23 protein-coding genes are annotated in these 21,221 nt (G+C 59.1%); 5 read left to right on the top strand and 18 right to left on the bottom strand.

The features are described from left to right. Positions 1-8: 8 nt before the first annotated feature. From HP062_RS15955 to HP062_RS15975, 5 genes are read right to left on the bottom strand one after another with little or no spacing between them, the layout of a single operon-like run. The gene (locus HP062_RS15955; RefSeq protein ID WP_172791660.1) at positions 9-3,119 is read right to left on the bottom strand and encodes a pilus assembly protein; all 3,111 of its coding nucleotides are present in this window, start codon (positions 3,117-3,119) and stop codon (positions 9-11) included. Further along, on the bottom strand, positions 3,106-3,576 hold the full coding sequence (locus tag HP062_RS15960; protein WP_172791661.1) for a PilX N-terminal domain-containing pilus assembly protein: 471 nt from the start codon (positions 3,574-3,576) through the stop codon (positions 3,106-3,108). Before HP062_RS15960 ends, HP062_RS15955 begins: the two co-directional genes overlap by 14 nt. After that, positions 3,573-4,286 carry a PilW family protein gene (locus tag HP062_RS15965; protein WP_077749391.1) on the bottom strand — a complete coding sequence of 238 codons (714 nt, stop codon included), beginning with the start codon at positions 4,284-4,286 and terminating at the stop codon, positions 3,573-3,575. The genes HP062_RS15960 and HP062_RS15965 overlap by 4 nt, the downstream gene beginning before the upstream one ends. After that, entirely contained in the window at positions 4,283-4,732 is a 450-nt protein-coding gene (gene pilV / locus HP062_RS15970; protein WP_042932547.1) for a type IV pilus modification protein PilV, read from the bottom strand. Before pilV ends, HP062_RS15965 begins: the two co-directional genes overlap by 4 nt. After that, positions 4,729-5,202 carry a GspH/FimT family pseudopilin gene (locus HP062_RS15975; RefSeq protein WP_077749393.1) on the bottom strand — a complete coding sequence of 158 codons (474 nt, stop codon included), beginning with the start codon at positions 5,200-5,202 and terminating at the stop codon, positions 4,729-4,731. Before HP062_RS15975 ends, pilV begins: the two co-directional genes overlap by 4 nt. A 131-nt stretch (positions 5,203-5,333) precedes the next feature. Between HP062_RS15975 and HP062_RS15980 the strand changes: the two genes are divergently transcribed. After that, complete coding sequence (locus HP062_RS15980) at positions 5,334-5,891, top strand: GspH/FimT family pseudopilin (protein WP_172791662.1); 558 nt, start codon at positions 5,334-5,336, stop codon at positions 5,889-5,891. Here HP062_RS15980 and ispH read toward each other — a convergent pair. From ispH to murJ, 6 genes are all read right to left on the bottom strand, one after another. Continuing rightward, positions 5,860-6,807 (bottom strand): 4-hydroxy-3-methylbut-2-enyl diphosphate reductase, encoded by a 948-nt coding sequence (ispH, locus tag HP062_RS15985; RefSeq protein WP_010467539.1) that lies wholly within the window; start codon positions 6,805-6,807, stop codon positions 5,860-5,862. The two genes, HP062_RS15980 and ispH, sit on opposite strands and share 32 nt — an antisense overlap. A 157-nt stretch (positions 6,808-6,964) precedes the next feature. Continuing rightward, entirely contained in the window at positions 6,965-7,402 is a 438-nt protein-coding gene (gene fkpB / locus HP062_RS15990; RefSeq protein ID WP_010467538.1) for an FKBP-type peptidyl-prolyl cis-trans isomerase, read from the bottom strand. A gap of 7 nt (positions 7,403-7,409) precedes the next feature. Further along, a complete protein-coding gene (lspA, locus tag HP062_RS15995) occupies positions 7,410-7,922 on the bottom strand; it encodes a signal peptidase II (protein ID WP_010467537.1) in 513 nt (170 codons plus the stop codon). After that, entirely contained in the window at positions 7,915-10,746 is a 2,832-nt protein-coding gene (ileS, locus tag HP062_RS16000; RefSeq protein WP_172791663.1) for an isoleucine--tRNA ligase, read from the bottom strand. Before ileS ends, lspA begins: the two co-directional genes overlap by 8 nt. After that, complete coding sequence (ribF, locus tag HP062_RS16005) at positions 10,747-11,697, bottom strand: bifunctional riboflavin kinase/FAD synthetase (protein ID WP_010467535.1); 951 nt, start codon at positions 11,695-11,697, stop codon at positions 10,747-10,749. Positions 11,698-11,826: 129 nt separating this feature from the next. Further along, a complete protein-coding gene (gene murJ, locus HP062_RS16010; RefSeq protein ID WP_010467534.1) occupies positions 11,827-13,365 on the bottom strand; it encodes a murein biosynthesis integral membrane protein MurJ in 1,539 nt (512 codons plus the stop codon). A 252-nt stretch (positions 13,366-13,617) separates the two neighbouring features. Between murJ and rpsT the strand changes: the two genes are divergently transcribed. Continuing rightward, the gene (rpsT, locus tag HP062_RS16015; protein ID WP_008154937.1) at positions 13,618-13,896 is read left to right on the top strand and encodes a 30S ribosomal protein S20; all 279 of its coding nucleotides are present in this window, start codon (positions 13,618-13,620) and stop codon (positions 13,894-13,896) included. A gap of 185 nt (positions 13,897-14,081) precedes the next feature. Here the strand turns inward: rpsT and HP062_RS16020 are convergent, their stop codons facing one another. The 5 genes from HP062_RS16020 to rplU form a co-directional block, all read right to left on the bottom strand. After that, complete coding sequence (locus HP062_RS16020) at positions 14,082-14,546, bottom strand: CreA family protein (protein ID WP_010467533.1); 465 nt, start codon at positions 14,544-14,546, stop codon at positions 14,082-14,084. Between the two features lie 12 nt (positions 14,547-14,558). Further along, the gene (gene proB / locus HP062_RS16025; protein ID WP_010467532.1) at positions 14,559-15,677 is read right to left on the bottom strand and encodes a glutamate 5-kinase; all 1,119 of its coding nucleotides are present in this window, start codon (positions 15,675-15,677) and stop codon (positions 14,559-14,561) included. A 123-nt stretch (positions 15,678-15,800) separates the two neighbouring features. Continuing rightward, entirely contained in the window at positions 15,801-17,024 is a 1,224-nt protein-coding gene (gene cgtA / locus HP062_RS16030) for an Obg family GTPase CgtA (RefSeq protein WP_010467530.1), read from the bottom strand. A 193-nt stretch (positions 17,025-17,217) separates the two neighbouring features. Next, on the bottom strand, positions 17,218-17,493 hold the full coding sequence (rpmA, locus tag HP062_RS16035) for a 50S ribosomal protein L27 (RefSeq protein ID WP_003215862.1): 276 nt from the start codon (positions 17,491-17,493) through the stop codon (positions 17,218-17,220). Positions 17,494-17,527: 34 nt separating this feature from the next. Continuing rightward, positions 17,528-17,842 carry a 50S ribosomal protein L21 gene (gene rplU, locus HP062_RS16040; protein WP_003176051.1) on the bottom strand — a complete coding sequence of 105 codons (315 nt, stop codon included), beginning with the start codon at positions 17,840-17,842 and terminating at the stop codon, positions 17,528-17,530. Positions 17,843-18,082: 240 nt separating this feature from the next. Here rplU and HP062_RS16045 point away from each other — a divergent pair, with 240 nt between their 5' ends. From HP062_RS16045 to HP062_RS16055, 3 genes are all read left to right on the top strand, one after another. Next, positions 18,083-19,051, top strand: a complete 969-nt coding sequence (locus HP062_RS16045) for a polyprenyl synthetase family protein (RefSeq protein ID WP_083375721.1) — start codon at positions 18,083-18,085, stop codon at positions 19,049-19,051. A 180-nt stretch (positions 19,052-19,231) separates the two neighbouring features. Beyond that, the gene (locus HP062_RS16050) at positions 19,232-19,573 is read left to right on the top strand and encodes a zinc ribbon domain-containing protein YjdM (protein ID WP_010467527.1); all 342 of its coding nucleotides are present in this window, start codon (positions 19,232-19,234) and stop codon (positions 19,571-19,573) included. Between the two features lie 205 nt (positions 19,574-19,778). Beyond that, complete coding sequence (locus HP062_RS16055; RefSeq protein WP_010467526.1) at positions 19,779-20,036, top strand: hypothetical protein; 258 nt, start codon at positions 19,779-19,781, stop codon at positions 20,034-20,036. A 115-nt stretch (positions 20,037-20,151) separates the two neighbouring features. On the opposite strand, the gene HP062_RS16060 is transcribed toward HP062_RS16055, so the two are convergent. Next, positions 20,152-20,769: an FKBP-type peptidyl-prolyl cis-trans isomerase gene (locus HP062_RS16060; protein ID WP_010467525.1), complete on the bottom strand. Its 618-nt coding sequence runs from the start codon at positions 20,767-20,769 to the stop codon at positions 20,152-20,154. Positions 20,770-20,895: 126 nt separating this feature from the next. Beyond that, the gene (locus tag HP062_RS16065) at positions 20,896-21,201 is read right to left on the bottom strand and encodes a DUF6482 family protein (protein WP_010467524.1); all 306 of its coding nucleotides are present in this window, start codon (positions 21,199-21,201) and stop codon (positions 20,896-20,898) included. Positions 21,202-21,221: the final 20 nt, after the last annotated feature.

A 21,221-nucleotide genomic window follows, 5' to 3' on the forward strand; every position in this document is an offset into this window, starting at 1 on the left:
ACTCTCACTTACTGTATTTGTCGCCACATGATGCGACGGCTGCCGCCGCCGGATTTTTCCACCAGGGTGCTGATGCCGCCACTGGAGTCGTTCACAACCTTGCGGGTCGCGCCGTTGACGATGGCGTTCAGGGTCGGGATGCCACCGGTAAAAATCACTCCGCTGGACACCGTGTCCGTGCTGTCGACCGTCCCGTCGTTATTGGTGTCGAGCACCGCATAATTGAGCATCTTACCGCTGAACGCATCCAGTTCGACCAGTTTGCCGGTACCAAAGCTGGCACACGGGTCAGTGGTGTCCACACTCGCCGTGGTAAAGACGATCCGTCCCAGCACCAGGCTGGCCTGATTGATCACCCGCTCCCCCGTCAACACGCTGTTGTACACCAGCGGCAAGTACCAGCCCTTCTCCCCCGGATAGGTCACGTCGTTTTGGCTGGTGGTGATGAACTGTCCGGTGCTGCCCGAGAACACACCGGTCACCGCTTGTGCCTGCAAACTGGACACGGTGATCTGACCCGCGCCGCCCTCCGCATCCCACACGGCGTAGAACGCCTGCAAATCCTTGTTGGTCTTGTCGGCAGTCTCGTTGAATTTGCCGGTGCCGAAAAACACTTCCTTGCCGCCCAATGAATTGTCCGCCAGTAACGGCTGCACAGTAATGGGCTGAGTGGCACCGCCCGCCGTGGTAAACAGCGGCTTGCCGGAGAATGCCACGCCCCAGGAGTCGGGGGCGGTAGCGCTCAAATCGAACTTCCATAACCGCCCTTTCAGGTCGCCACCATAGGCGGCCTGCACCACATTCTGCGAGTTGACCCTGAGCTTCACCGACGACAGGCCATTGTTGGTGTCGGCGCTGTCGACCACGATTTTCTTGATCAACGAGCCGTCACGAACGTCCACCACGTACAACGCCGCCACCCCGGAGTTACTGCCATAGCCGTTGGAAATGAACGCGGCCCAGCGACCGTCGGCCAAGCGTGCCACTTCCGGCCGTGCATAGGCATAACCCAGATCATTGAAAGCGTTCGCAGTATTGGCCGTGGCCGGCGCACTGATTTCCCACAGCGCCTTGAACACGTTGCCCGCTGACGCATCGAACAGCTGCAACGCATAAAAAGTCCTGCCGCCAGCCCCGGTTCCGCCAATGGCCAGGGTTTTCCAGACGCTGCTGAACTGGGCATCGAACACCCCGACCTGACCGTCGACCAGAAACTTGTGGCTCACACCGTTGATGTAGGTCGGGTCGGCGATGTAGCGCAGTGATGGCAACACGCTGGACGGCATGTAGGCATAACGCCGGGTGCCATTGGCCGAGTTGATGACATTCACAAACCCGTCGTTGGCATTCACCACCAGGCTGGGACTCATGGTGGAGGCTTTGGTGGTCAGGTAGGTGCTGTAAGTGGTGTCCCCCACCAGATCAGAGGCGGTCTTGTCCGTGGGTGACGCCAGCACGAGGGGTGAATTGATGATGTCGCCGAGCAGCACGCTACGCACCTTGAGCCCGGTTTTGTTGGTGCCCTTGCTCCACTCCACCAGATCGCTGCCGGTAATGCCGGTGGGCAGGCTTTGGCTGAGGGAGGTCTGTTGTGCCGGGGAAAAACTGGCATACGCCAAGGTGACTGCGGCGTTGGTCAGGGTGTTCCAGGACTGGTAAGTCGGCGCTGTGGCACCTGGGACGATCGTGGTGTCGGTGGTCCAGAGTGTCGCAGAGGTATTTACGATACCCGCCGAGGTGAAGCCAAAGGACTTGATCGTGCCGCGCCAGTCCTTGGGGTCATAAATGGTCTGAAAGTAACTCGAATTGCTGGCCAGGGTGGTGCCGCTTGTGACGCCGCTGCCACCGGAACCGGCCTTGGAGGTAATGTCGCTCAGCGCCGAGGACAGCGCACTGCTGAGTCCTGCGCTGTCGGTCGCCTGGTAGTACTTGCCCTGTCCGTAGTTGGCGGCATCCGACAGCATTTGGTTCGCGGCGGTGAAGCCCACGGTATAGGTGTTGATGTTCTGCTTGGGAAAATCCCCAGCGTTCCAGCTTTTGCCTGCCAGATCGGTTCCCGTGGAACGCATGTCGATGTCGAAGCCAAACTTGGCGATGTCGTCCAGATACAGCGTGTCGCCTTCACCATCACCATTGAGGTTGTCGCCATCGTTATTCACGCCATCCCAGTTTGGAAGGCGAGCGCCCGCCAGTGGGTCGGTGCCCGGAAAAGTCCGGTCAAAGGTCGGCAAGCCATCGGTGATCACCACGCCATAGTTTTTCTGGCAGCGATACTGGATCGGGCTGCTGTAAGTCGCCGGTGTCGAGTTGTAGACCGGCGCCAGGCCTCGAAAATAACGGTTTATTTCATAGTAGGTTTCCGCCAGCGGTGTATTGGCCACGGCACTCAAGCCGTTGATGGCAGAGATCAGGTTGTTGTAGTTGGTATCCGCCTGGGATTGGGTGACGCTGCCGCTCACCGCAGAGAGATCGCTGATCGATCGGGCGATAAAGCCACCACCACCGGAGTTGCTGGTTGTAGGCGGATTGAACGTCGCAAGACCTATACGCAGCGAGCGATTGCTGGAGACCAGGCTTGTGGAGACATCCTGGGCCACGCTGATCCGGTATTCATTGGGAATCGCGCTGGCGCCCGTGGTGAAATCCTTGCTCGAACCGTTGGCCAACCCCAGCAGATAAGCCAGGTAGTCGGCGGTGTAGCGCGTATTTTCATTGCCCACCGGATCCGGCAGCTTCAGGCAGATGGGTGTCAAACCGAGAAAGCCGCGATAAAAACCGTACCAGTTGCCGTTGGTCGAGCAACCGCCGCGATTGAGGCTCGACAGCAAAATATTGGTATCACTCATGTTCAGGTTCTGACCGCTTAAACAGGAGGTGTTGGAACTGCAAATCGCGATCTGCCCATAGTTGGCCGCCGGATTGAACCCCGACGCCCAAATGATATTGTTCATGCTCCCCGAGTCATCGATCAGCAGCATGACGTTCGGAGGGACGGCTGCGCCGCTCAACAGCGGTGAATCCGACGGCGTGAAGGCATACGCCGGTGCGGACAGGTAAAGCCCCAGTACAACGCCGCAAAACAGCTGCCACACGCCACGGCGCCCTTCAGTACTTCGCATAAATACTCTCCACGACGCTGCGCGAGTTGCCCGCGATGCCGACGGCGGTCACTCGGTAAAGCGTCGCCGAGGTGTTGCTCGGCACATTCACGGCGTTGACCGTAGTGCCGATATTCTGCACCCCGTAAAAGCCCTTGCCCGAGGCGATCCAGGTCACGCCGGGGGTCGAACCGGGGCCGGCGGCAGTGACCGTCAACGCGTCCGACGGTGGCGCGCACTGGCTGCAGACCGGCAATGAATAGCTGTCCAGTTGCACCGCACTTTCTCCCACACGTAATGCAGCTTCAGCGCCCTGGAACGACTGGTTGCGCAAGGTCACGCTGCCGGCCATTTTTTCCTGCAGCGTGGCGTTCTGCATCGATGAAAGACCGATCAAGGTCAGCAACAGCAGAAACACCAGGCTGACCAGCAGCGCCATACCCCGCTGGGCATGAAACGTCATGGAGGCCTCCCTCATGGCAACCTGTTGCGCAAGGCGGCAACCACGGTGAAGGTTTGATTTTTAACCCGACTGTTCGGGTCGTAGAGAGTCATCGTCAGGCGCACACTGCGAATTCGCGCGGGGTCGGACGGGTTGGCGCTGTAGCTGGAAGCGGCTACATCAGTGGCCGAATTGGCGAGGCCGAAGAGCACGCTGAAGGCACTGACGTTATCGACCAGTACGAACTGGGCCGGCGTGCCGGGACCGGAGCCCATCATGATTTTGTTATTGCTGAAGCTGTAGATCAGCCGCCGTATGGGAAACGCCAACTGCCCCGATGTCAGCGCCGGTGGATTCGTATACGCCGTCGCCGTATTTCGACAGTCGGAAACCACTGTCCAGGCTGGCGCCCCGCCACCCGCTCCCACATCGGCGGCCACCAGGGTCAATTTCTGGTTGGCATTATCCCAGCTGATCGGCGTTATCTGACTGGCAGCGAAGCTCCCCCCTGTACTTGAATCGGTGATCGTCCCCAGGCAGCCAAACATGCCGACCATGCGGATTTCCTGAATCATCTTGCTGAGCACAAAACGCGCATCTTCCTGCATGGCGGCGGCGGCGTTCTGGCTGATGTAGGTGTTCTTGGCGGCGATGAAGATCTGAGCCACGCCCAGCACCACAATCAAACTCAACGCGAGGGCAATCAACAACTCGATCAGCCCGAAACCTCTGCTGGACCGCCTCAAGGGGTTGCCACCGGGTCGACCGTGGCGCGACTGGTCAAGACAAAGCTGCGGCGCGAGTTGGCGATATTGGCGGCGCGCGAGTCATCCCAGGTGATGGTGATGGTGTACACGCGCTGATTCAGCGTAACGGTGCCAGTGGCCGTCGCACCTCCGAAATTGACGATATTGGTGGTGAAGTCGTAGAGGTCCTGATCGCGGGCGACGTTCAGGTTGCCCGACGTCGGAGGCGTCACAGTGTAGTCGGCGCCGGAATTGGCGCGGATACGGTCCATCATGTCGTAGGCGATAAAACTCGCCTGGCTGGTCATCCGCGAGCTGTCGGTGTATTTCAGCGCATTGAGCTGAATCGCCGCCGCGCCCAGCAGCCCCACGGTCAGAATCACCAACGCGACCAGCACTTCGATCAGCGTCATGCCCTCCTGTGCATGTTTGCCCCGTTCCCTCATCCGCAACTTCCACCCAATAGAATTCGTCCGTTCAAACACACATTCAGCGTCCTGGTTTGCGCCCCCAATACATAGCTGATCACCACGGGTGTGGCTGGCGCTGACAAACCACCCAGATTGTTGAAATCGATGGCGGTCACTCCTGAGGGTAGCGTCAGACTCGCGCCGCTGCTCAGTGCTGGAACAACCCGCAATACATTGGCCGGGGTGTTCGTACTGTCATATACCGCCAAGTCACCGGTCCAGGCGCCACCAACAGCGATCGGACGAACCCGAATGGAGACGCCCCGATCGATGGCCTCGAGTCGTGCGAAATTGAGTCCGCGTTGCAGGTCGCCGATTTCGGTGTCTGCCTTGGTGCCTTGCACCGACCGGGTGAACGCCGGTACGGCCAGGGTGATCAGGATCAAAAAGACCGCGAGCGAGACCAGCAGCTCGATCAGCGTGAAACCTTTTGTACGATGATCCATCGGTGCCCTCCGTTGCCGTCGGCTATACCTGCTTCTACACGCTAGAACATTCGACCGCCCGGCGTGCGGTTGATTTGCCATTACTCGCGCACGGAATGCGCGGGCCGCAGCACTCCACGGAGGGAGATGACATGCATCAGCGAGGTTTCAGCCTGATCGAACTGCTCATGGGACTGACAATTGCCGGGATTGTTCTGCTGTTGGTCAGTCCGGCGTTCGCGGCCCTTACAGAATCGAATCATCGCGAGGCGGCGGCAAAGTCTCTTGCCAGTGGTATTCGCAGCGCCAGAAGCGAAGCTCTCGCGCGAAATCAGACCATCGTCATTCATGGCATCAACGACGACTGGGGTCAGGGCTGGCGCATCATTCTGGATATCAGCGGCAAAGGGCCGGAGGACAGCAGCAATCCGCTGCTGATTGAGCGCGTGAGTGGCGCTCGGGTGTCGATTGTTGGCAATTGGCCGGTCAGACGATACATCCGTTTCAGCCGTATCGGCGAGCCACAGATGCCTGGCCGGGCGTTTCAAGCGGGGACGCTGCACGTTTGCACAGTCCGCGAACCGGTTAGCCAGCTTCAGGTGGTGCTGGCCGCGACCGGTCGCGTCAGCCTGCGCAGCGATAAGGCTGAGCAGGCGCTATGTCCGGGAGGAAAAAAAGTTAAAGCAGGGAGCGCACGCGCAACTCTTTAGGCATGGAGAACGTGATGTTCTCCTCGCGACCCGCCAATTCATCGGCCCCGGTAGCACCCCAGGCCTGCAACTGCTGGATCACGCCACGCACCAACACTTCCGGTGCGGAGGCGCCAGCGGTGATGCCGATACGCTCGACACCGTCGAACCAGCTTTTTTGCAGGTCTTCGGCGCCGTCGATCAGATAAGCCGGGGTGGCCATGCGCTCGGCGAGTTCACGCAAGCGGTTGGAGTTGGAGCTGTTCGGGCTGCCCACCACCAAGACCACGTCACATTCGTCGGCCAGTTGTTTGACGGCGTCCTGACGGTTTTGCGTGGCGTAGCAGATGTCGTCCTTGCGCGGACCACCGATCGCCGGGAAGCGTGCACGCAGAGCATCGATCACGCGGCTGGTGTCGTCCATGGACAGTGTGGTCTGGGTGACGAACGCCAGTTTGTCGGGATTGACCACCTGCAGCGCGGCGACGTCTTTCTCGTCTTCAACCAGATAGATGGCACCACCGTTGCTGCCATCGTACTGGCCCATGGTGCCTTCGACTTCCGGGTGACCGGCGTGGCCGATGAGAATGCATTCACGGCCGTCACGGCTGTAACGCGCGACTTCGATGTGCACCTTGGTCACCAGCGGGCAGGTCGCGTCGAACACTTTCAGGCCACGGCCAGCGGCTTCGGTACGCACAGCCTGGGAAACCCCGTGGGCACTGAAGATCACGATGACATCGTCCGGCACCTGATCCAGTTCTTCGACGAAGATCGCCCCGCGAGCACGCAGGTCCTCGACGACGAATTTGTTGTGGACCACTTCGTGGCGCACATAGATAGGCGGCCCGAAGACTTCCAGGGCGCGGTTGACGATTTCGATCGCCCGGTCCACGCCGGCGCAGAAGCCACGGGGGTTGGCGAGTTTGATTTGCATGCTGTGCCTCGTGTCTTGCGCGCAAGAAATTAGAACATTACATCCCTGTAGCAGCGAAGCTTGCTCGCGAAAGCGGTGTGTCAGTCGACATTGATGGTGAATGTGATGACGCCTTCGCGAGCAAGCTCTGCCCCTACATTGGACCGCATTCGGTCAGTTACAGCGATTTGACGCTGATGATTTCTACGTCAAAGGTCAATGTCTTGCCGGCCAGCGGATGGTTGAAGTCGATGGTCACTTGCTCGTCATCGAATTCCTTCACCACGCCAGGCAGCTCAGTATTGGCCGCATCGTTGAAGATCACCAGCAAACCCGGCGACAGTTCCATGTCCTTGAACTGCGAACGCGGGATGATCTGCACGTTTTGCGGGTTAGGCTGGCCAAACGCGTTTTCCGGCTGAATCGTCAGCGTGCGCTTGTCGCCTGCCTTGAAGCCGAACAGCGCTGCTTCGAAACCTGGCAACAGGTTGCCATCGCCGACCTGGAAGGTCGCCGGGGCTTTGTCGAAGGTGCTGTCGACGGTGTCGCCGTTCTCCAGGCGCAGTGCAAAGTGCAAAGTGACTTCCGTGTTCTGGCGGATGCGTTGCTCAGCCAATACCTGTTCAGTCATGAACGGCTTCTCCGGTCTTTTTACTTTTGAACATGTCCAGCGCGAGCATAACGGCGCCGACGCTGATGGCGCTGTCGGCAAAGTTGAACGCCGGGAAATACCAGCGGTTCTGCCAATGCACCAGAATGAAGTCGATCACATGGCCCAGGGCGATGCGGTCATACAGATTGCCCAGCGCCCCGCCCAGCACCAGCGCCAAAGCGACGGCCAGCCAGGTTTCGTTGCGCCCCAGACGCTTGAGCCACACCACCAGCACCGCACTGACCACCACGGCGATCAGGGCAAACAACCAGCGCTGCCAGCCGGAGCTGTCGGCCAGGAAGCTGAATGCCGCGCCGGTGTTGTAGGCCAGGGTCCAGCTGAAATAATCGGGAATCACCACGATTTGCTGGTACATCTTCAACGAGCCTTCGAAGTAGAACTTGCTGGCCTGGTCGATGACCAGGACCAGCAAGCTCAACCAGAGCCAGCTCAGCCGTCCGAAACGGCCAGCAGCGTTAGGCATAATGACGAACCTCGCCCGCACCGCTGATGTTGTCGACGCAACGACCGCAGATTTCCGGATGCTCCGGGTTCACGCCGACGTCTTCACGGCAGTGCCAGCAACGGGCGCACTTGGCGAAGGCCGACTTGACGATTTTCAGCTTCAGGCCGCTGACTTCGGTGACTACCGCGTCCGCAGGTGCCTGAACAAAAGGCGCCACGCTGGCGGTCGAGGTGATCAGCACGAAGCGCAGTTCGTTGCTCAGCTTGGCCAGGTCGGCGCTCAGCGCCTCCTCGGCGAACAGCGTCACCTCGGCTTGCAGGTTGCCACCGACGGCCTTGGCCGCGCGCTGGATTTCCATTTCCTTGTTGACCGCGACCTTCACCGCCATGATCCGCTCCCAGTAGGCACGGCCCAGTTCGACGTTGTCCGGCAGTTCGGTCAGGCCTTCATACCAGGTGTTGAGCATCACCGATTCGTTGCGCTCGCCCGGCAGGTATTCCCACAGCTCGTCGGCGGTGAAGGCGAGGATCGGCGCGATCCAGCGCACCAGCGCTTCGGAGATGTGGTACAGCGCGGTTTGCGCCGAACGGCGCGCCTTGCTGTTGGCGCCAGTGGTGTACTGACGGTCCTTGATGATGTCGAGGTAGAAACCACCCAGCTCTTGCACGCAGAAGTTGTGGATCTTGGAGTAGACGTTCCAGAAGCGGTATTCGCCGTAGTGCTCTTGCAACTCGCGTTGCAGCAGCAGGGTGCGGTCCACGGCCCAACGGTCCAGGGCGAGCATTTCCTCGGCCGGCAGGATGTCGGTGGCCGGATTGAACCCGGTCAGGTTGGAGAGCAGGAAGCGCGCGGTGTTACGGATACGCCGGTAGGCGTCCGCACTGCGTTGCAGAATCTGCTCGGACACCGCCATTTCACCCGAGTAATCGGTGGAAGCGACCCACAGACGCATGATGTCGGCGCCCAGGGTGTCGTTGACCTTTTGCGGCGCGATCACGTTGCCCAGCGACTTGGACATCTTGCGACCGGACTCATCGACGGTGAAACCGTGGGTCAGCAGCTCGCGGTACGGCGCATGGTTGTCGATGGCGCAACCAGTCAGCAAGGACGAGTGGAACCAGCCACGGTGTTGGTCCGAACCTTCCAGGTACAAGTCGGCGCGCGGGCCGGTCTCGTGGCCCATCGGGTGCGAACCGCGCAGGACGTGCCAGTGCGTGGTGCCCGAATCGAACCAGACGTCCAAGGTGTCGCTGATCTTGTCGTACAGCGGCGCCTCGTCACCCAGCAGTTCGGCAGCGTCCATCTTGAACCACGCTTCGATGCCTTCGACTTCAACACGCTTGGCGACTTCTTCCATCAGCTCGGCAGTGCGCGGGTGCAGCTCGCCGCTTTCCTTGTTCAGGAAGAACGGGATCGGCACGCCCCAGTTGCGCTGACGGGAGATGCACCAGTCTGGACGGTTGGCGATCATCGAGTGCAGACGTGCCTGGCCCCAGGCCGGGACGAACTGAGTCTCTTCGATGGCTTTCAGTGCGCGCTTGCGCAGGGTGTCGCCGCTGACAGGCTCTTTATCCATGCCGATGAACCACTGCGCGGTGGCGCGGTAGATCAGCGGGGTCTTGTGACGCCAGCAGTGCATGTAGCTGTGTTCGATGATGGTGGTGTGCAGCAGCGCACCGACTTCGGTCAGTTTGTCGACGATGGCCGGGTTGGCTTTCCAGATGAACTGGCCGCCGAAGAACTCCAGCGATGTCATGTAAACGCCGTTGCTCTGTACCGGGTTGAGGATGTCGTCGTTGACCATGCCGTACTTCTTGCAGGTCACGAAGTCGTCCACGCCATAGGCCGGGGCGGAGTGAACCACGCCGGTGCCAGCGCCCAGCTCAACGTAATCGGCCAGGTAAACCGGCGACAGGCGATCGTAGAACGGGTGACGGAAGTTGATCAGTTCCAGTTCTTTACCGGTGGTGGTCGCGATGACCGAGCCTTCCAGGCTGTAGCGGGCCAGGCACGACTCGACCAGTTCTTCAGCCAGCACCAGCAGTTTGTCGCCGACGTCGACCAGGGCGTAGTTGAATTCCGGGTGAACGTTCAGCGCCTGGTTGGCCGGGATGGTCCACGGGGTGGTGGTCCAGATCACGATCGAGGCAGGTTTGGCCAGGGACGCCAGACCGAAAGCGGCAGCCAGCTTGGCTTCGTCGGCAATCGGGAAGGCCACGTCGATGGTCGAGGACTTTTTGTTTTCGTACTCGACTTCCGCTTCAGCCAGGGCTGAACCGCAGTCAAAGCACCAGTTCACGGGCTTCAGGCCCTTGAACACGAAACCGCCCTTGACGATTTCGGCGAGCGCGCGGATTTCACCGGCCTCGTTCTTGAAGTCCATGGTCTTGTACGGGTTGGCGAAGTCGCCCAACACGCCCAGACGGATGAATTCGGATTTCTGGCCTTCGATCTGCTCGGTGGCGTAGGCGCGGCACAGTTCGCGGGTCTTGTCCGCGCCCAGGTTTTTGCCGTGGGTCACTTCGACTTTGTGTTCGATCGGCAGACCGTGGCAATCCCAGCCCGGAACATAAGGCGCGTCGAAACCCGACAGGGTTTTCGAGCGGATGATCATGTCCTTGAGAATCTTGTTCAGCGCATGACCGATGTGAATCGTGCCGTTGGCGTAAGGAGGACCATCATGAAGTACGAACTTCGGACGATCCTTGCCAATCTCGCGCAACTTACCGTACAGGCCAATGCTGTCCCAGCGCTGCAGAATCTGCGGTTCGCGCTGAGGCAGGCCGGCCTTCATTGGGAAGGCGGTGTCCGGAAGGTTTAGCGTGGCTTTATAGTCGGTCATTTAAGGCTCTTCATTAGCGATTGGCGCTAGGTGCGACAGGGCACGGGCGGCGGCAACATCCGCATTGATCGCCGTCTTAAGCGCCTCCAGAGAGGCAAAACGCTGCTCTTCACGCAGCTTGTGGTGGAAAACCACCGTCAAACGCCGGTCATACAGATCGCCGGCAAAATCTAAAAGGTGCACTTCGAGGTGGGCTTTGCCATCACCTTGTACCGTGGGCCGCACGCCAATGTTGGCGACGCCGGGCCAGGTCTTGCCGTCGATGTCGACGTTGACCAGGTACACCCCGGTCAAGGGCACGCGACGACGCTTGAGTTGAATGTTGGCGGTGGGCGTACCCAGTTGGCGCGCCAGCTTCTGGCCATGCAAGACCCGCCCGGTGATCTGGAACGGACGCCCGAGCAGCCGCTCGGCCAAGGCAAAATCGGCAGCGGCCAAGGCATTGCGGACCTGCGTGCTGCTGACGCGAATGCCGTCCAGCTCGACGGTTTGCGCCGCTTCAACGGTAAAGCCCTGAACGATGCCAGCCTGCTGCAGGAAATCGAAATCCCCTACCCGGTCACAGCCGAACCGGAAGTCGTCACCGACCTCCAGGTGCTGGACGCCGAGACCGTCGACCAGAATGGCATCGACGAATTCACTGGCACTGAGCTTGCTCAGCCGGTGGTTGAAGGCCAGGCACAGAACCCGGTCGACACCTTCGTCGGCCAGCAGCTGCAGTTTGTCACGCAGCCGGGCCAGACGGGCCGGGGCCGTGTCCGGGGCGAAGAACTCTCGCGGCTGTGGTTCGAAAATCACCACGCAGCTGGGCACGCCCAACTCGATAGCGCGCTCACGCAGCCTCGCCAGGATAGCCTGGTGGCCACGGTGAACACCGTCAAAGTTGCCAATAGTGGCGACACAGCCCCGATGCTGGGGGCGCAGGTTGTGGAGGCCTCGAACCAGCTGCATAACGCGCTTCTTGCTCATAAAGTGGTCGATTATAACCACACCCGGCGGCCGACGACAGGCAACACCGTAACCCAAAGTAATCGAGCCGACAAAACTGCCGGTTCGCCCATGTTTATCGAGGCCCAAGCCTCAGCTCAGCGCCTTGCGATTGAAGTCGCGCAAACGGAAGCCCATCAACAGCAGCATGCCGAAATAACTGATCACCCCGGCAGCGACCAACGCGCCCAGGCGCAGGAACCGCTCCAGCATATGCCCCTGATCCCAGGCCGGCATGAAGTGCATCCCGGCCAGCAGCACAGCAGACATCACCAACACCGCAATCACAAGCTTCAGACCGAATTTGGCCCAACCCGGTTGCGGTTGATACATCTGCTGCTTGCGCAGCTGATAGAACAATAGCCCGGCGTTGATGCAGGCACCGATGCTGATGGCCAGGGCCAGACCGGCGTGAGCCAGCGGGCCGATGAGCACGAGGTTGAACAGCTGAGTAACGATCAGGGTGAAAATCGCTATTTTTACCGGAGTGCGGATGTTTTGTTGCGCATAAAAGCCCGGCGCCAGCACTTTGATCACGATAATTCCGAGTAAACCGACTGAATAAGCGATCAACGCCCGCTGTGTCATGGAGGCATCAAACGCGCTGAATTGGCCGTACTGGAACAGCGAAACGGTCAGCGGCTCGGCCAGAATCCCCAGTGCCAGAGAACACGGCAACACCAGCACGAAGCACAGACGCAGGCCCCAATCGAGGATTCGCGAATATTCGTGGCGATCTTTGCTGGCGTAGGTCTTGGCCAGGGTCGGCAGCAGAATGGTGCCCAACGCTACGCCCAGTACGCCGGACGGCAACTCCATCAAACGGTCGGCGTAATACATCCACGACACGGAGCCGGCGACCAGGAACGAGGCGAAGATGGTGTTGATGATCAGGGAAATCTGGCTCACTGACACGCCGAGAATCGCCGGTAACATCTGCTTCATCACCCGCCAGACACCGCTGTCACGCAGATTCAGGCGTGGCAGCACGAGCATGCCGATCTTTTTCAGGTGGGGTAGCTGATAAAGCAACTGCGCCAGGCCACCCACCAGTACCGCCCAACCCAAGGCCATGACGGGAGGGTCGAAGTATGGCGTGAGGAATACCGAAAAGACGATCATGCTGACGTTGAGCAACGTCGGCACGAAAGCCGGCACCGAGAATCGGTTGTACGTATTGAGGACCGCACCGGCCAATGAAGACAGGGAGATCAGCAATATATAAGGAAAAGTCACGCGCAACAGATCGGTCGTCAGCTCGAATTTTTCCGGGGTATCGGTAAAACCCGGCGCGGTGGCCCAGATGACCCACGGCGCGGCGAGTATGCCCAGCGCGGTGACCAGGGCCAGTACCAGCGTCAGCAGGCCAGACACGTAAGCGATGAACGTTCGCGTCGCCTCCTCGCCCTTCTGGCTCTTGTATTCAGCAAGAATCGGCACGAATGCCTGGGAAAAGGCACCCTCGGCGAAGATTCTTCGCAGCAGATTGGGCAGTTTGAAGGCGATAAAGAAGGCGTCCGTCGCCATCCCGGCGCCAAATGTACGTGCGATGAGGGTGTCACGAACGAACCCCAGAATCCGGGAAAGCATCGTGATAGAGCTGACGGCGGCCAACGATTTGAGCAGATTCATTGAAAGAGTTTGTGCCTGTCGATAAACAGCAGGCGAACAAAGCGCCTACTTATGCGATACTCCGCGCCGCAGCAGCACAGAGCCAAAGCTCGCGAGTTTACAGGTCAAGCGCCGGAAATAAATATCCCGCCTCTTTATACCTACCACTTAGCGGAACGTCTCAACCGCCCTTGACAAGACATCAACTCATCGGCATGATTCGCGGCCTATTTTGTTTGCTATTTCCTAAAAAGTCTTTCGAGGAGCTCGACGGTGGCCAACACACCTTCCGCCAAAAAACGTGCAAAACAGGCTGAGAAGCGTCGCAGCCACAACGCCAGCCTGCGTTCCATGGTTCGTACCTACATCAAGAATGTAGTTAAGGCCATCGACGCAAAAGACGCTGAAAAAGCTCAAGCAGCTTACGTTCTGGCTGTGCCAGTTATCGACCGTATGGCCGATAAAGGCATCATCCACAAGAACAAGGCAGCTCGTCATAAGAGCCGCCTGAACGGTCACGTCAAGGCTCTGAACCTTGCTGTAGCCGCATAAGCGATAAGCTTGTTGAAAAACCGACCTCAGGGTCGGTTTTTTATTGCCTGCGATTTGGTAAACGCCGCGCAAAAAAAATGTAGGAGTGAGCCTGCTCGCGATAGCGGTGCAACACTCAACATTGATGCCGACTGTTACACCGCTATCGCGAGCAGGCTCACTCCCACATTTCGATTTGCGCCAGCTTATTGGGCGTGCGTCCACGGCAGGATCGGGATCGCCGTCACCGCATTCTGCGGGCTGCCTTCGATCAAGCGATCGCTGTAGACCAGATACACCAGCGTATTGCGCTTCTTGTCGAGGAAGCGCACCACCTGCATGGTCTTGAACACCAGCGACGTACGCTCCTTGAACACCTCATCGCCATCCTTCAGCTCACCCTTGAAGCTGATCGGACCTACCTGACGGCACGCGATAGACGCTTCAGCGCGATCTTCCGCCAAACCCAGCCCACCTTTCACACCGCCGGTCTTGGCCCGCGAGAGGTAGCAAGTCACACCCTCAACCTTCGGATCATCAAACGCCTCGACGACGATACGGTCGTTCGGGCCGACGAACTTGAACACCGTCGACACTTGGCCAATCTCCTCAGCCGAAGCCAGCAGCGGCATTGCCAACAGCAGACCCAACAATCCTTTTGCCACACGCATTCAAATATTCCTTCAGACCAGAATCAGGTTATCGCGGTGAACCAGTTCCGGCTCCGCCATGTAACCCAACAGACCGACAATCGCCTCAGACGACTGACCGATGATTTTTTGTGCTTCCAGCGCGCTGTAGTTGGCCAGGCCACGGGCAATTTCACGACCGTCCGGCGCCACGCACACCACCATTTCACCGCGCCGGAAACTGCCTTGAACCAGTTTGACGCCAACCGGCAGCAAACTTTTGTTGCCCTGGGACAGCGCGGTCACTGCACCCGCATCCAGCACCAGGGTGCCACGGGTCTGCAGATGACCGGCCAGCCATTGCTTGCGCGCCGCCAGCATGCCGCGCTCAGGTGACAACAAGGTGCCGATGCGCTCGCCCGCCTTCAGGCGATCCAGCACACGTTCAATGCGCCCACCGACGATGATGGTGTGCGCACCGGAACGCGCCGCCAGACGTGCGGCACGTAATTTGGTCTGCATGCCGCCCCGACCCAACGCACCACCGGTACCGCCAGCGACGGCATCCAGCGCCGGATCATCGGCGCGCGCCTCGTAAATCAGGTTGGCGTCGGGGTTGTTGCGCGGATCGGCGTCGAACATGCCGTCGCGATCGGTAAGGATCACCAGCAAGTCCGCCTCGACCAGATTGGCCACCAGCGCCGCCAGGGTGTCGTTGTCGCCGAAGCGGATCTCGTCGGTGACCACGGTGTCGTTTTCGTTGATCACCGGGATCACTTTCAGCTCGACCAACGCACGCAGGGTGCTACGGGCATTCAGGTAACGCTTGCGGTCAGACAAGTCATCGTGCGTCAGGAGAATCTGCGCGGTATGCCGGCCATGCTCGGCAAAGCTCGACTCCCAGGCTTGCACCAGACCCATCTGACCGATAGCGGCAGCGGCCTGCAGTTCGTGCATTGCACTGGGTCGCACGGTCCAGCCCAGGCGACTCATCCCCGCCGCTACGGCCCCGGAGGACACCAGCACCAGTTCGACGCCCGCCTCATGCAAAGCCACCATCTGCTCGACCCAGACACTCATTGCCGCGCGATCCAGGCCCTTGCCGTCAGCCGTCAGCAAAGCGCTGCCGATCTTCACGACCCAACGCTGCGCACCTGTCACCTTGCTCCGCATCATCTTCAACCTTAGCTTGAGGGCAGCGCGACCCAGCGCCGCCCGTAACGTTATTCGTGACTACCGATTTCCAGATACTAAAACGCCGCTCGATTGAGCGGCGCTTAAGTTTACTGCAACGAATCAGTCACGCACGTAAATGATTTCCGGACCGTCTTCGTCATCCACATCTTCTTCGTCCCAGTCATCGTCGCCGATGTCATGGACCGACTTCACGCCGCTGCGACGCAGGGCACGCTGGTCATCCAGCGCTTGCAACTGGGCACGGGCTTCGTCTTCGATGCGCTGATCGAGCTCGGCCAGCTCTTCCTTGTAAACCGGGTCGTTAGCCAGACGGTCAGCACGATCTTCCATGTAACGCATGATGTCGTGGCACAGACGCTCGGTGCCCAGCTTGGAGATGGCGGAGATCACATAGACCGGACCGGTCCACTCCAGGCGATCAACGATTTCCTTGACGCGAGCATCATGCTCTTCTTCAAGGATCTGGTCGCACTTGTTCAGCACCAACCAGCGATCACGCTCAGCCAGGGACGGACTGAACTTGGTCAGTTCGCTGACGATCACTTCAGCAGCATCCGGAGCGCTGGCGTCATCCAGCGGCGCCATGTCCACGAGGTGCAACAGCAAACGGGTACGCGACAAGTGCTTGAGGAAGCGAATACCCAGGCCAGCGCCATCGGAAGCACCTTCGATCAGGCCCGGAATGTCCGCGACCACGAAGCTCTTCCAGCGATCGACGCTGACCACACCCAGGTTCGGCACCAGCGTGGTGAACGGGTAGTCGGCGACTTTCGGCTTGGCGGCCGATACGGAGCGAATGAAGGTACTTTTACCGGCGTTCGGCAAACCCAGCAGACCGACGTCAGCCAATACTTTCATTTCCAGCTTGAGATCACGCGCCTCGCCCGGTTTACCCGGAGTGGTCTGGCGCGGAGCACGGTTGGTACTGGATTTGAAACGGGTGTTACCCAGACCGTGCCAGCCGCCATGAGCCACCAGCAGTTTCTGGCCAGCCTTGGTCAGGTCGCCGATCACTTCCTGAGTGGCGGAGTCGATGACGGTGGTACCAACCGGAACACGCAGCACCAGCTCTTCACCTTTCTTGCCGGTGCAGTCGGTGCTGCCGCCGTTGGAACCGCGCTCGGCATCGAAGTGCCGGGTGTAACGGTAGTCCACCAGGGTGTTGAGGTTTTCGTCGGCGATCATGTAGACCGAGCCGCCATCACCACCGTCACCGCCGTTCGGGCCGCCGTTTTCAATGAATTTCTCGCGACGGAAGCTCATGCAACCGTTGCCGCCGTCACCGGCCTTTACTCGAATCGATACTTCGTCAACAAACTTCATAACAAAACGCCTCTCGTCATACGGACGAGCCGAAAAAATCTAGACATAAGACTCTTGCAAAAATGAGCGCAGCGACCTCAATCAACGACCGCAAATCCAGCGCTGGAGCCCATCACAAACAGCTTTGCAAGAGACTCACCCCACAAACGAAAAAGCCCCGTCGCGAGACAGGGCTTTTCCAGCAACTACGCAATTATGCCGCGACGACTTCAGTCTTCGGGACAATGCTCACGTAACGGCGGTTGAAAGCGCCTTTTACTTCGAACTTGATCACGCCGTCGATTTTAGCGAACAGAGTGTGATCTTTACCCATGCCAACACCGTAACCGGCGTGGAATTGGGTGCCGCGCTGACGCACGATGATGTTGCCCGGAATGATAACCTGGCCGCCATACATCTTCACGCCAAGGCGTTTGGCTTCTGAGTCGCGACCGTTACGGGTACTACCACCAGCTTTTTTGTGTGCCATGAGTCAATTCTCCTAGTGAGGAATTAGGCTGAAATTAAGCCTGAATACCGGTGATTTTGATCTCGGTGTACCACTGGCGGTGGCCCATACGCTTCATGTGGTGCTTACGACGACGGAACTTGATGATGCGGACTTTATCGTGACGACCTTGGGAGATCACTTCAGCCACAACGGTAGCGCCAGCAACAACTGGAGCGCCGATGTTCACGTCATCGCCATTGGCGACCAACAGAACGCGATCAAAAGTAACGGATTCGCCGGTAGCGATTTCCAGTTTTTCGATCTTCAGGTATTCACCTGGGGCGACCTTGTATTGCTTGCCACCAGTAACAATTACTGCGTACGACATGGTATTTCTCCGATAATCCTGCTCACCCAGCTCTTTATAAGAAGAGGTATTGGCTGGCATGGCTGCATAAGGCTGGAAGGCCTGTTTGCAATTGCGTAAGGCAGGTGCTGCCCAGGAAGTTCAGGGTGCGCGATTGTACGCAAGCTGCCGGGGCGATGCAAGAGGCCGTCCATCGTGCCTTGACACCCGCCGACGTGGGTCCTAGCATGCCGCGCAACCCTTCTGGAGCAACTGTCGCTGATGCAACCCCAAGCTTTCTACCGCGCGGTGGCGGACGATTTTAGCGCCGTCGACGGCATCATCAAGAAGCAGCTGACTTCCCGAGTGCCGCTGGTATCGAAAATCGGCGATTACATTACCTCGGCTGGCGGTAAACGCCTGCGTCCCCTATTAGTGTTGCTGTGTGGCAAGGCTCTGGGTCGCGAAGGCGATGACCTGCGCCTGCTGGCCGCGACCATCGAGTTCCTGCACACCGCCACGCTGCTGCACGACGACGTGGTCGACATGTCCGGCATGCGCCGTGGCCGCTCGACCGCCAACGCCATGTGGGGCAACGCGCCAAGCGTGCTGGTGGGCGACTTCCTGTATTCGCGTTCCTTCGAAATGATGGTCGAACTGGGCTCCATGCCGGTGATGAAGATCCTTTCGCAAGCCACGCGCATCATCGCCGAAGGCGAAGTGTTGCAGCTGTCCAAAGTGCGTGATGCCAGCACCACCGAAGAAACCTACATGGAAGTCATCCGCGGCAAAACCGCGATGCTCTTCGAAGCCTCGACCCACAGCGCCGCGGCCCTGGCCGGTGCCACACCGGAACAGAGCGAAGCGCTACGTACCTTCGGCGATCATCTGGGCGTGGCCTTCCAACTCGTCGACGACCTGCTGGACTACCGTGGCGACGCGGAAACCCTGGGCAAGAACGTCGGTGACGACCTGGCCGAAGGCAAGCCGACCCTGCCGCTGATCTACACCATGCGCGAAGGCACGCCGGAGCAGGCTGCACTGGTGCGCAAGGCGATCCAGAAAGGCGGTATCGAAGACCTGGAAAGCATCCGCGAAGCCGTGGAAGCGTCCGGTTCGCTGGATTACACCGCGCAACTGGCCCGCGATTATGTAGCCCGTGCAATCAAATGCCTCGACGCGCTGCCCCCCAGCGAATACCGCGATGCATTGGTTGAGCTCAGTGAGTTTGCGGTCGCCCGTACGCACTAACTGCACCGTAATACCCTGTGGGAGCAAGCCTGCTCGCGAAAGCAATCTGTCAGTCAAATGCTGACTGGCACACCGCTTTCGCGAGCAGGCTCGCTCCCACAGTTTTTGGCGTCGCCCCCCTCCCAGCTAAAACCCTATATAATGTGCGCTTTTTAGCGATCCTGAATCCAAGGAGCTTTAGTGAGCACGTTGCCACCCTGCCCAAAATGCAATTCCGAATACACCTACGAAGACGGCGCTCAGCTGATCTGCCCCGAGTGCGCCCACGAGTGGTCCGCCAGCGGCGAAGCCGAAGCGGCGTCCGATGACACCGTGAAAAAAGATTCGGTCGGCAACGTCCTGCAGGACGGCGACACCATCACCGTGATCAAGGACCTGAAGGTCAAAGGCACGTCGCTGGTGGTCAAGGTCGGCACCAAGGTCAAGAACATCCGCCTGTGCGATGGCGATCACGACATCGACTGCAAGATCGACGGCATCGGCCCGATGAAGCTCAAATCCGAGTTCGTCAGAAAAGTCTGATTCTGTTGTCTTCCATCCCGCGCCCTGCGTGGGATGGTGCTTCACCCGCCCCGCCTCTCCCCACATATCCTCGCAATAGCCAAACGCCAGCCGTTTTGACCTTACGCAATCTTTACCCGGAAAAAATCACAAACCGCCAATAGGTCCTTGCTATTTGATGAATAAGAATTATTCTCATTGAAACCCATCAATGGAGATGAGACCCATGACTTATTTGATCGATGCCTGGCTGGACCGCCCACACCCCTACCTCAGGATCCTGCATCGGGAAACCGGGGAAGTCTGTGCAGTGCTTGAAGAAGAAGCCTTGAACGAGCTGCAGGATCAGGGTGATCTGGACGTCAATGGCTTGAGTTCCTGCGAGCCGGTGGTGCTCAAGGAACTGGTGCGCAATCTGTTTCTGTTCTGCTACGCCCGGGCGTTGCGCCCGACGAGCGATCTGAACCACAAGATCGAAGTATGAGTAGCACTACAAACCCCGTAGAAGCGAGGCTTGCCCGCGAACCTGACAACTCGGTTCTGACTTGAACCGAGGTGATGCATTCGCGAGCAAGCTTCACTCCTACAGAATCAAAAGCTTACAGAACGTCGAGCAGTTCGACGTCGAATACCAGAACGCTGTGCGGCGGAATGCTGCCAACGCCTTGAGCGCCGTAAGCCAGTTCGCTCGGCACGTACAGGCGCCATTTGCTACCGGCATTCATCAGTTGCAGGGCTTCGGTCCAGCCAGCGATCACGCCGCCAACCGGGAATTCTGCAGGCTGGCCACGATCGTAGGAGCTGTCGAACACAGTGCCGTCGATCAGGGTGCCGTGGTAGTGAGTGCGCACTTGATCTTCACGGGTTGGCTTGGCGCCTTCACCTTGAGTCAGCACTTCGAATTGCAGGCCCGAGGCCAAGGTGGTGATGCCGTCACGCTTGGCGTTTTCAGCCAGGAAAGCCAGGCCTTCGCCAGCGGCCGCTTCGGCTTTTGCAGCTGCTTCGGCCTGCATGATTTCGCGGATCACCTTGAAGCTGGCGGACATTTCTTCCTGACCGACACGGCTAGGCTTACCGGCGAACGCGTCGGTCAGGCCAGCCAGGATCGCGTCCAGGTTAACGCCCGGTGGCGGGTTGTCGCGCAGTTGGTCGCCCAGCTGACGGCCAATACCGTAGCTGACGCGGGTTTCGTCGGTGGACAGATTTACTTCGGACATGACACTGCTCCGCTGTGCGGACGGCCCGGGAACTTGCCGTGCGTGCACAGCGCGTCCCGGAGCGCCCGGAACCAAAAGGGCCAGCAGACTAGCACAGATGCCGTTGCGCTGATCAGGGGGTCATTGCTACCAGCGAGAACTGAAGGCGATCGGCACCTTCAGGCCCTCTTCTGCATTGGCACCGAGTCCGCACATTTCATCATGGACCGACGTGTGCACAAGGTTGAAAGGCAAGGTGGGGAGTCGGTGCAGCACTTGACGCGCATGCTCCACCGAACGCAGGTGGAGCATATGGTCGTGGGCATCACTTAACGGATACGCCGCCCCATGCATGCGCGCCTCCAGCAGGTAGATCCCGCCTTCCATAGAAATCAGGTTCAGCTCATCGACTTTCCCTGCGATGGCATATGCACGTAATTCAACAAGGTTCATGAATGCACCTCATACGGTGT

The sequence above is a fragment of the Pseudomonas sp. B14-6 genome (assembly GCF_013260315.1).
In the GTDB taxonomy this organism is placed as follows: Bacteria; Pseudomonadota; Gammaproteobacteria; order Pseudomonadales; family Pseudomonadaceae; genus Aquipseudomonas; species Aquipseudomonas mandelii.

Bases quoted from the DNA above. Each gene is read 5' to 3' on its own strand.
- HP062_RS15955 (WP_172791660.1), bottom strand. From the start codon at position 3,119: ATGCGAAGTACTGAAGGGCGCCGTGGCGTGTGGCAGCTGTTTTGCGGC.
- HP062_RS15960 (WP_172791661.1), bottom strand. From the start codon at position 3,576: ATGAGGGAGGCCTCCATGACGTTTCATGCCCAGCGGGGTATGGCGCTG.
- pilV (WP_042932547.1), bottom strand. From the start codon at position 4,732: ATGAGGGAACGGGGCAAACATGCACAGGAGGGCATGACGCTGATCGAA.
- HP062_RS15975 (WP_077749393.1), bottom strand. From the start codon at position 5,202: ATGGATCATCGTACAAAAGGTTTCACGCTGATCGAGCTGCTGGTCTCG.
- HP062_RS15980 (WP_172791662.1), top strand. From the start codon at position 5,334: ATGCATCAGCGAGGTTTCAGCCTGATCGAACTGCTCATGGGACTGACA.
- ispH (WP_010467539.1), bottom strand. From the start codon at position 6,807: ATGCAAATCAAACTCGCCAACCCCCGTGGCTTCTGCGCCGGCGTGGAC.
- lspA (WP_010467537.1), bottom strand. From the start codon at position 7,922: ATGCCTAACGCTGCTGGCCGTTTCGGACGGCTGAGCTGGCTCTGGTTG.
- ileS (WP_172791663.1), bottom strand. From the start codon at position 10,746: ATGACCGACTATAAAGCCACGCTAAACCTTCCGGACACCGCCTTCCCA.
- ribF (WP_010467535.1), bottom strand. From the start codon at position 11,697: ATGCAGCTGGTTCGAGGCCTCCACAACCTGCGCCCCCAGCATCGGGGC.
- murJ (WP_010467534.1), bottom strand. From the start codon at position 13,365: ATGAATCTGCTCAAATCGTTGGCCGCCGTCAGCTCTATCACGATGCTT.
- HP062_RS16020 (WP_010467533.1), bottom strand. From the start codon at position 14,546: ATGCGTGTGGCAAAAGGATTGTTGGGTCTGCTGTTGGCAATGCCGCTG.
- proB (WP_010467532.1), bottom strand. From the start codon at position 15,677: ATGCGGAGCAAGGTGACAGGTGCGCAGCGTTGGGTCGTGAAGATCGGC.
- cgtA (WP_010467530.1), bottom strand. From the start codon at position 17,024: ATGAAGTTTGTTGACGAAGTATCGATTCGAGTAAAGGCCGGTGACGGC.
- rpmA (WP_003215862.1), bottom strand. From the start codon at position 17,493: ATGGCACACAAAAAAGCTGGTGGTAGTACCCGTAACGGTCGCGACTCA.
- rplU (WP_003176051.1), bottom strand. From the start codon at position 17,842: ATGTCGTACGCAGTAATTGTTACTGGTGGCAAGCAATACAAGGTCGCC.
- HP062_RS16045 (WP_083375721.1), top strand. From the start codon at position 18,083: ATGCAACCCCAAGCTTTCTACCGCGCGGTGGCGGACGATTTTAGCGCC.
- HP062_RS16055 (WP_010467526.1), top strand. From the start codon at position 19,779: ATGACTTATTTGATCGATGCCTGGCTGGACCGCCCACACCCCTACCTC.
- HP062_RS16060 (WP_010467525.1), bottom strand. From the start codon at position 20,769: ATGTCCGAAGTAAATCTGTCCACCGACGAAACCCGCGTCAGCTACGGT.
- HP062_RS16065 (WP_010467524.1), bottom strand. From the start codon at position 21,201: ATGAACCTTGTTGAATTACGTGCATATGCCATCGCAGGGAAAGTCGAT.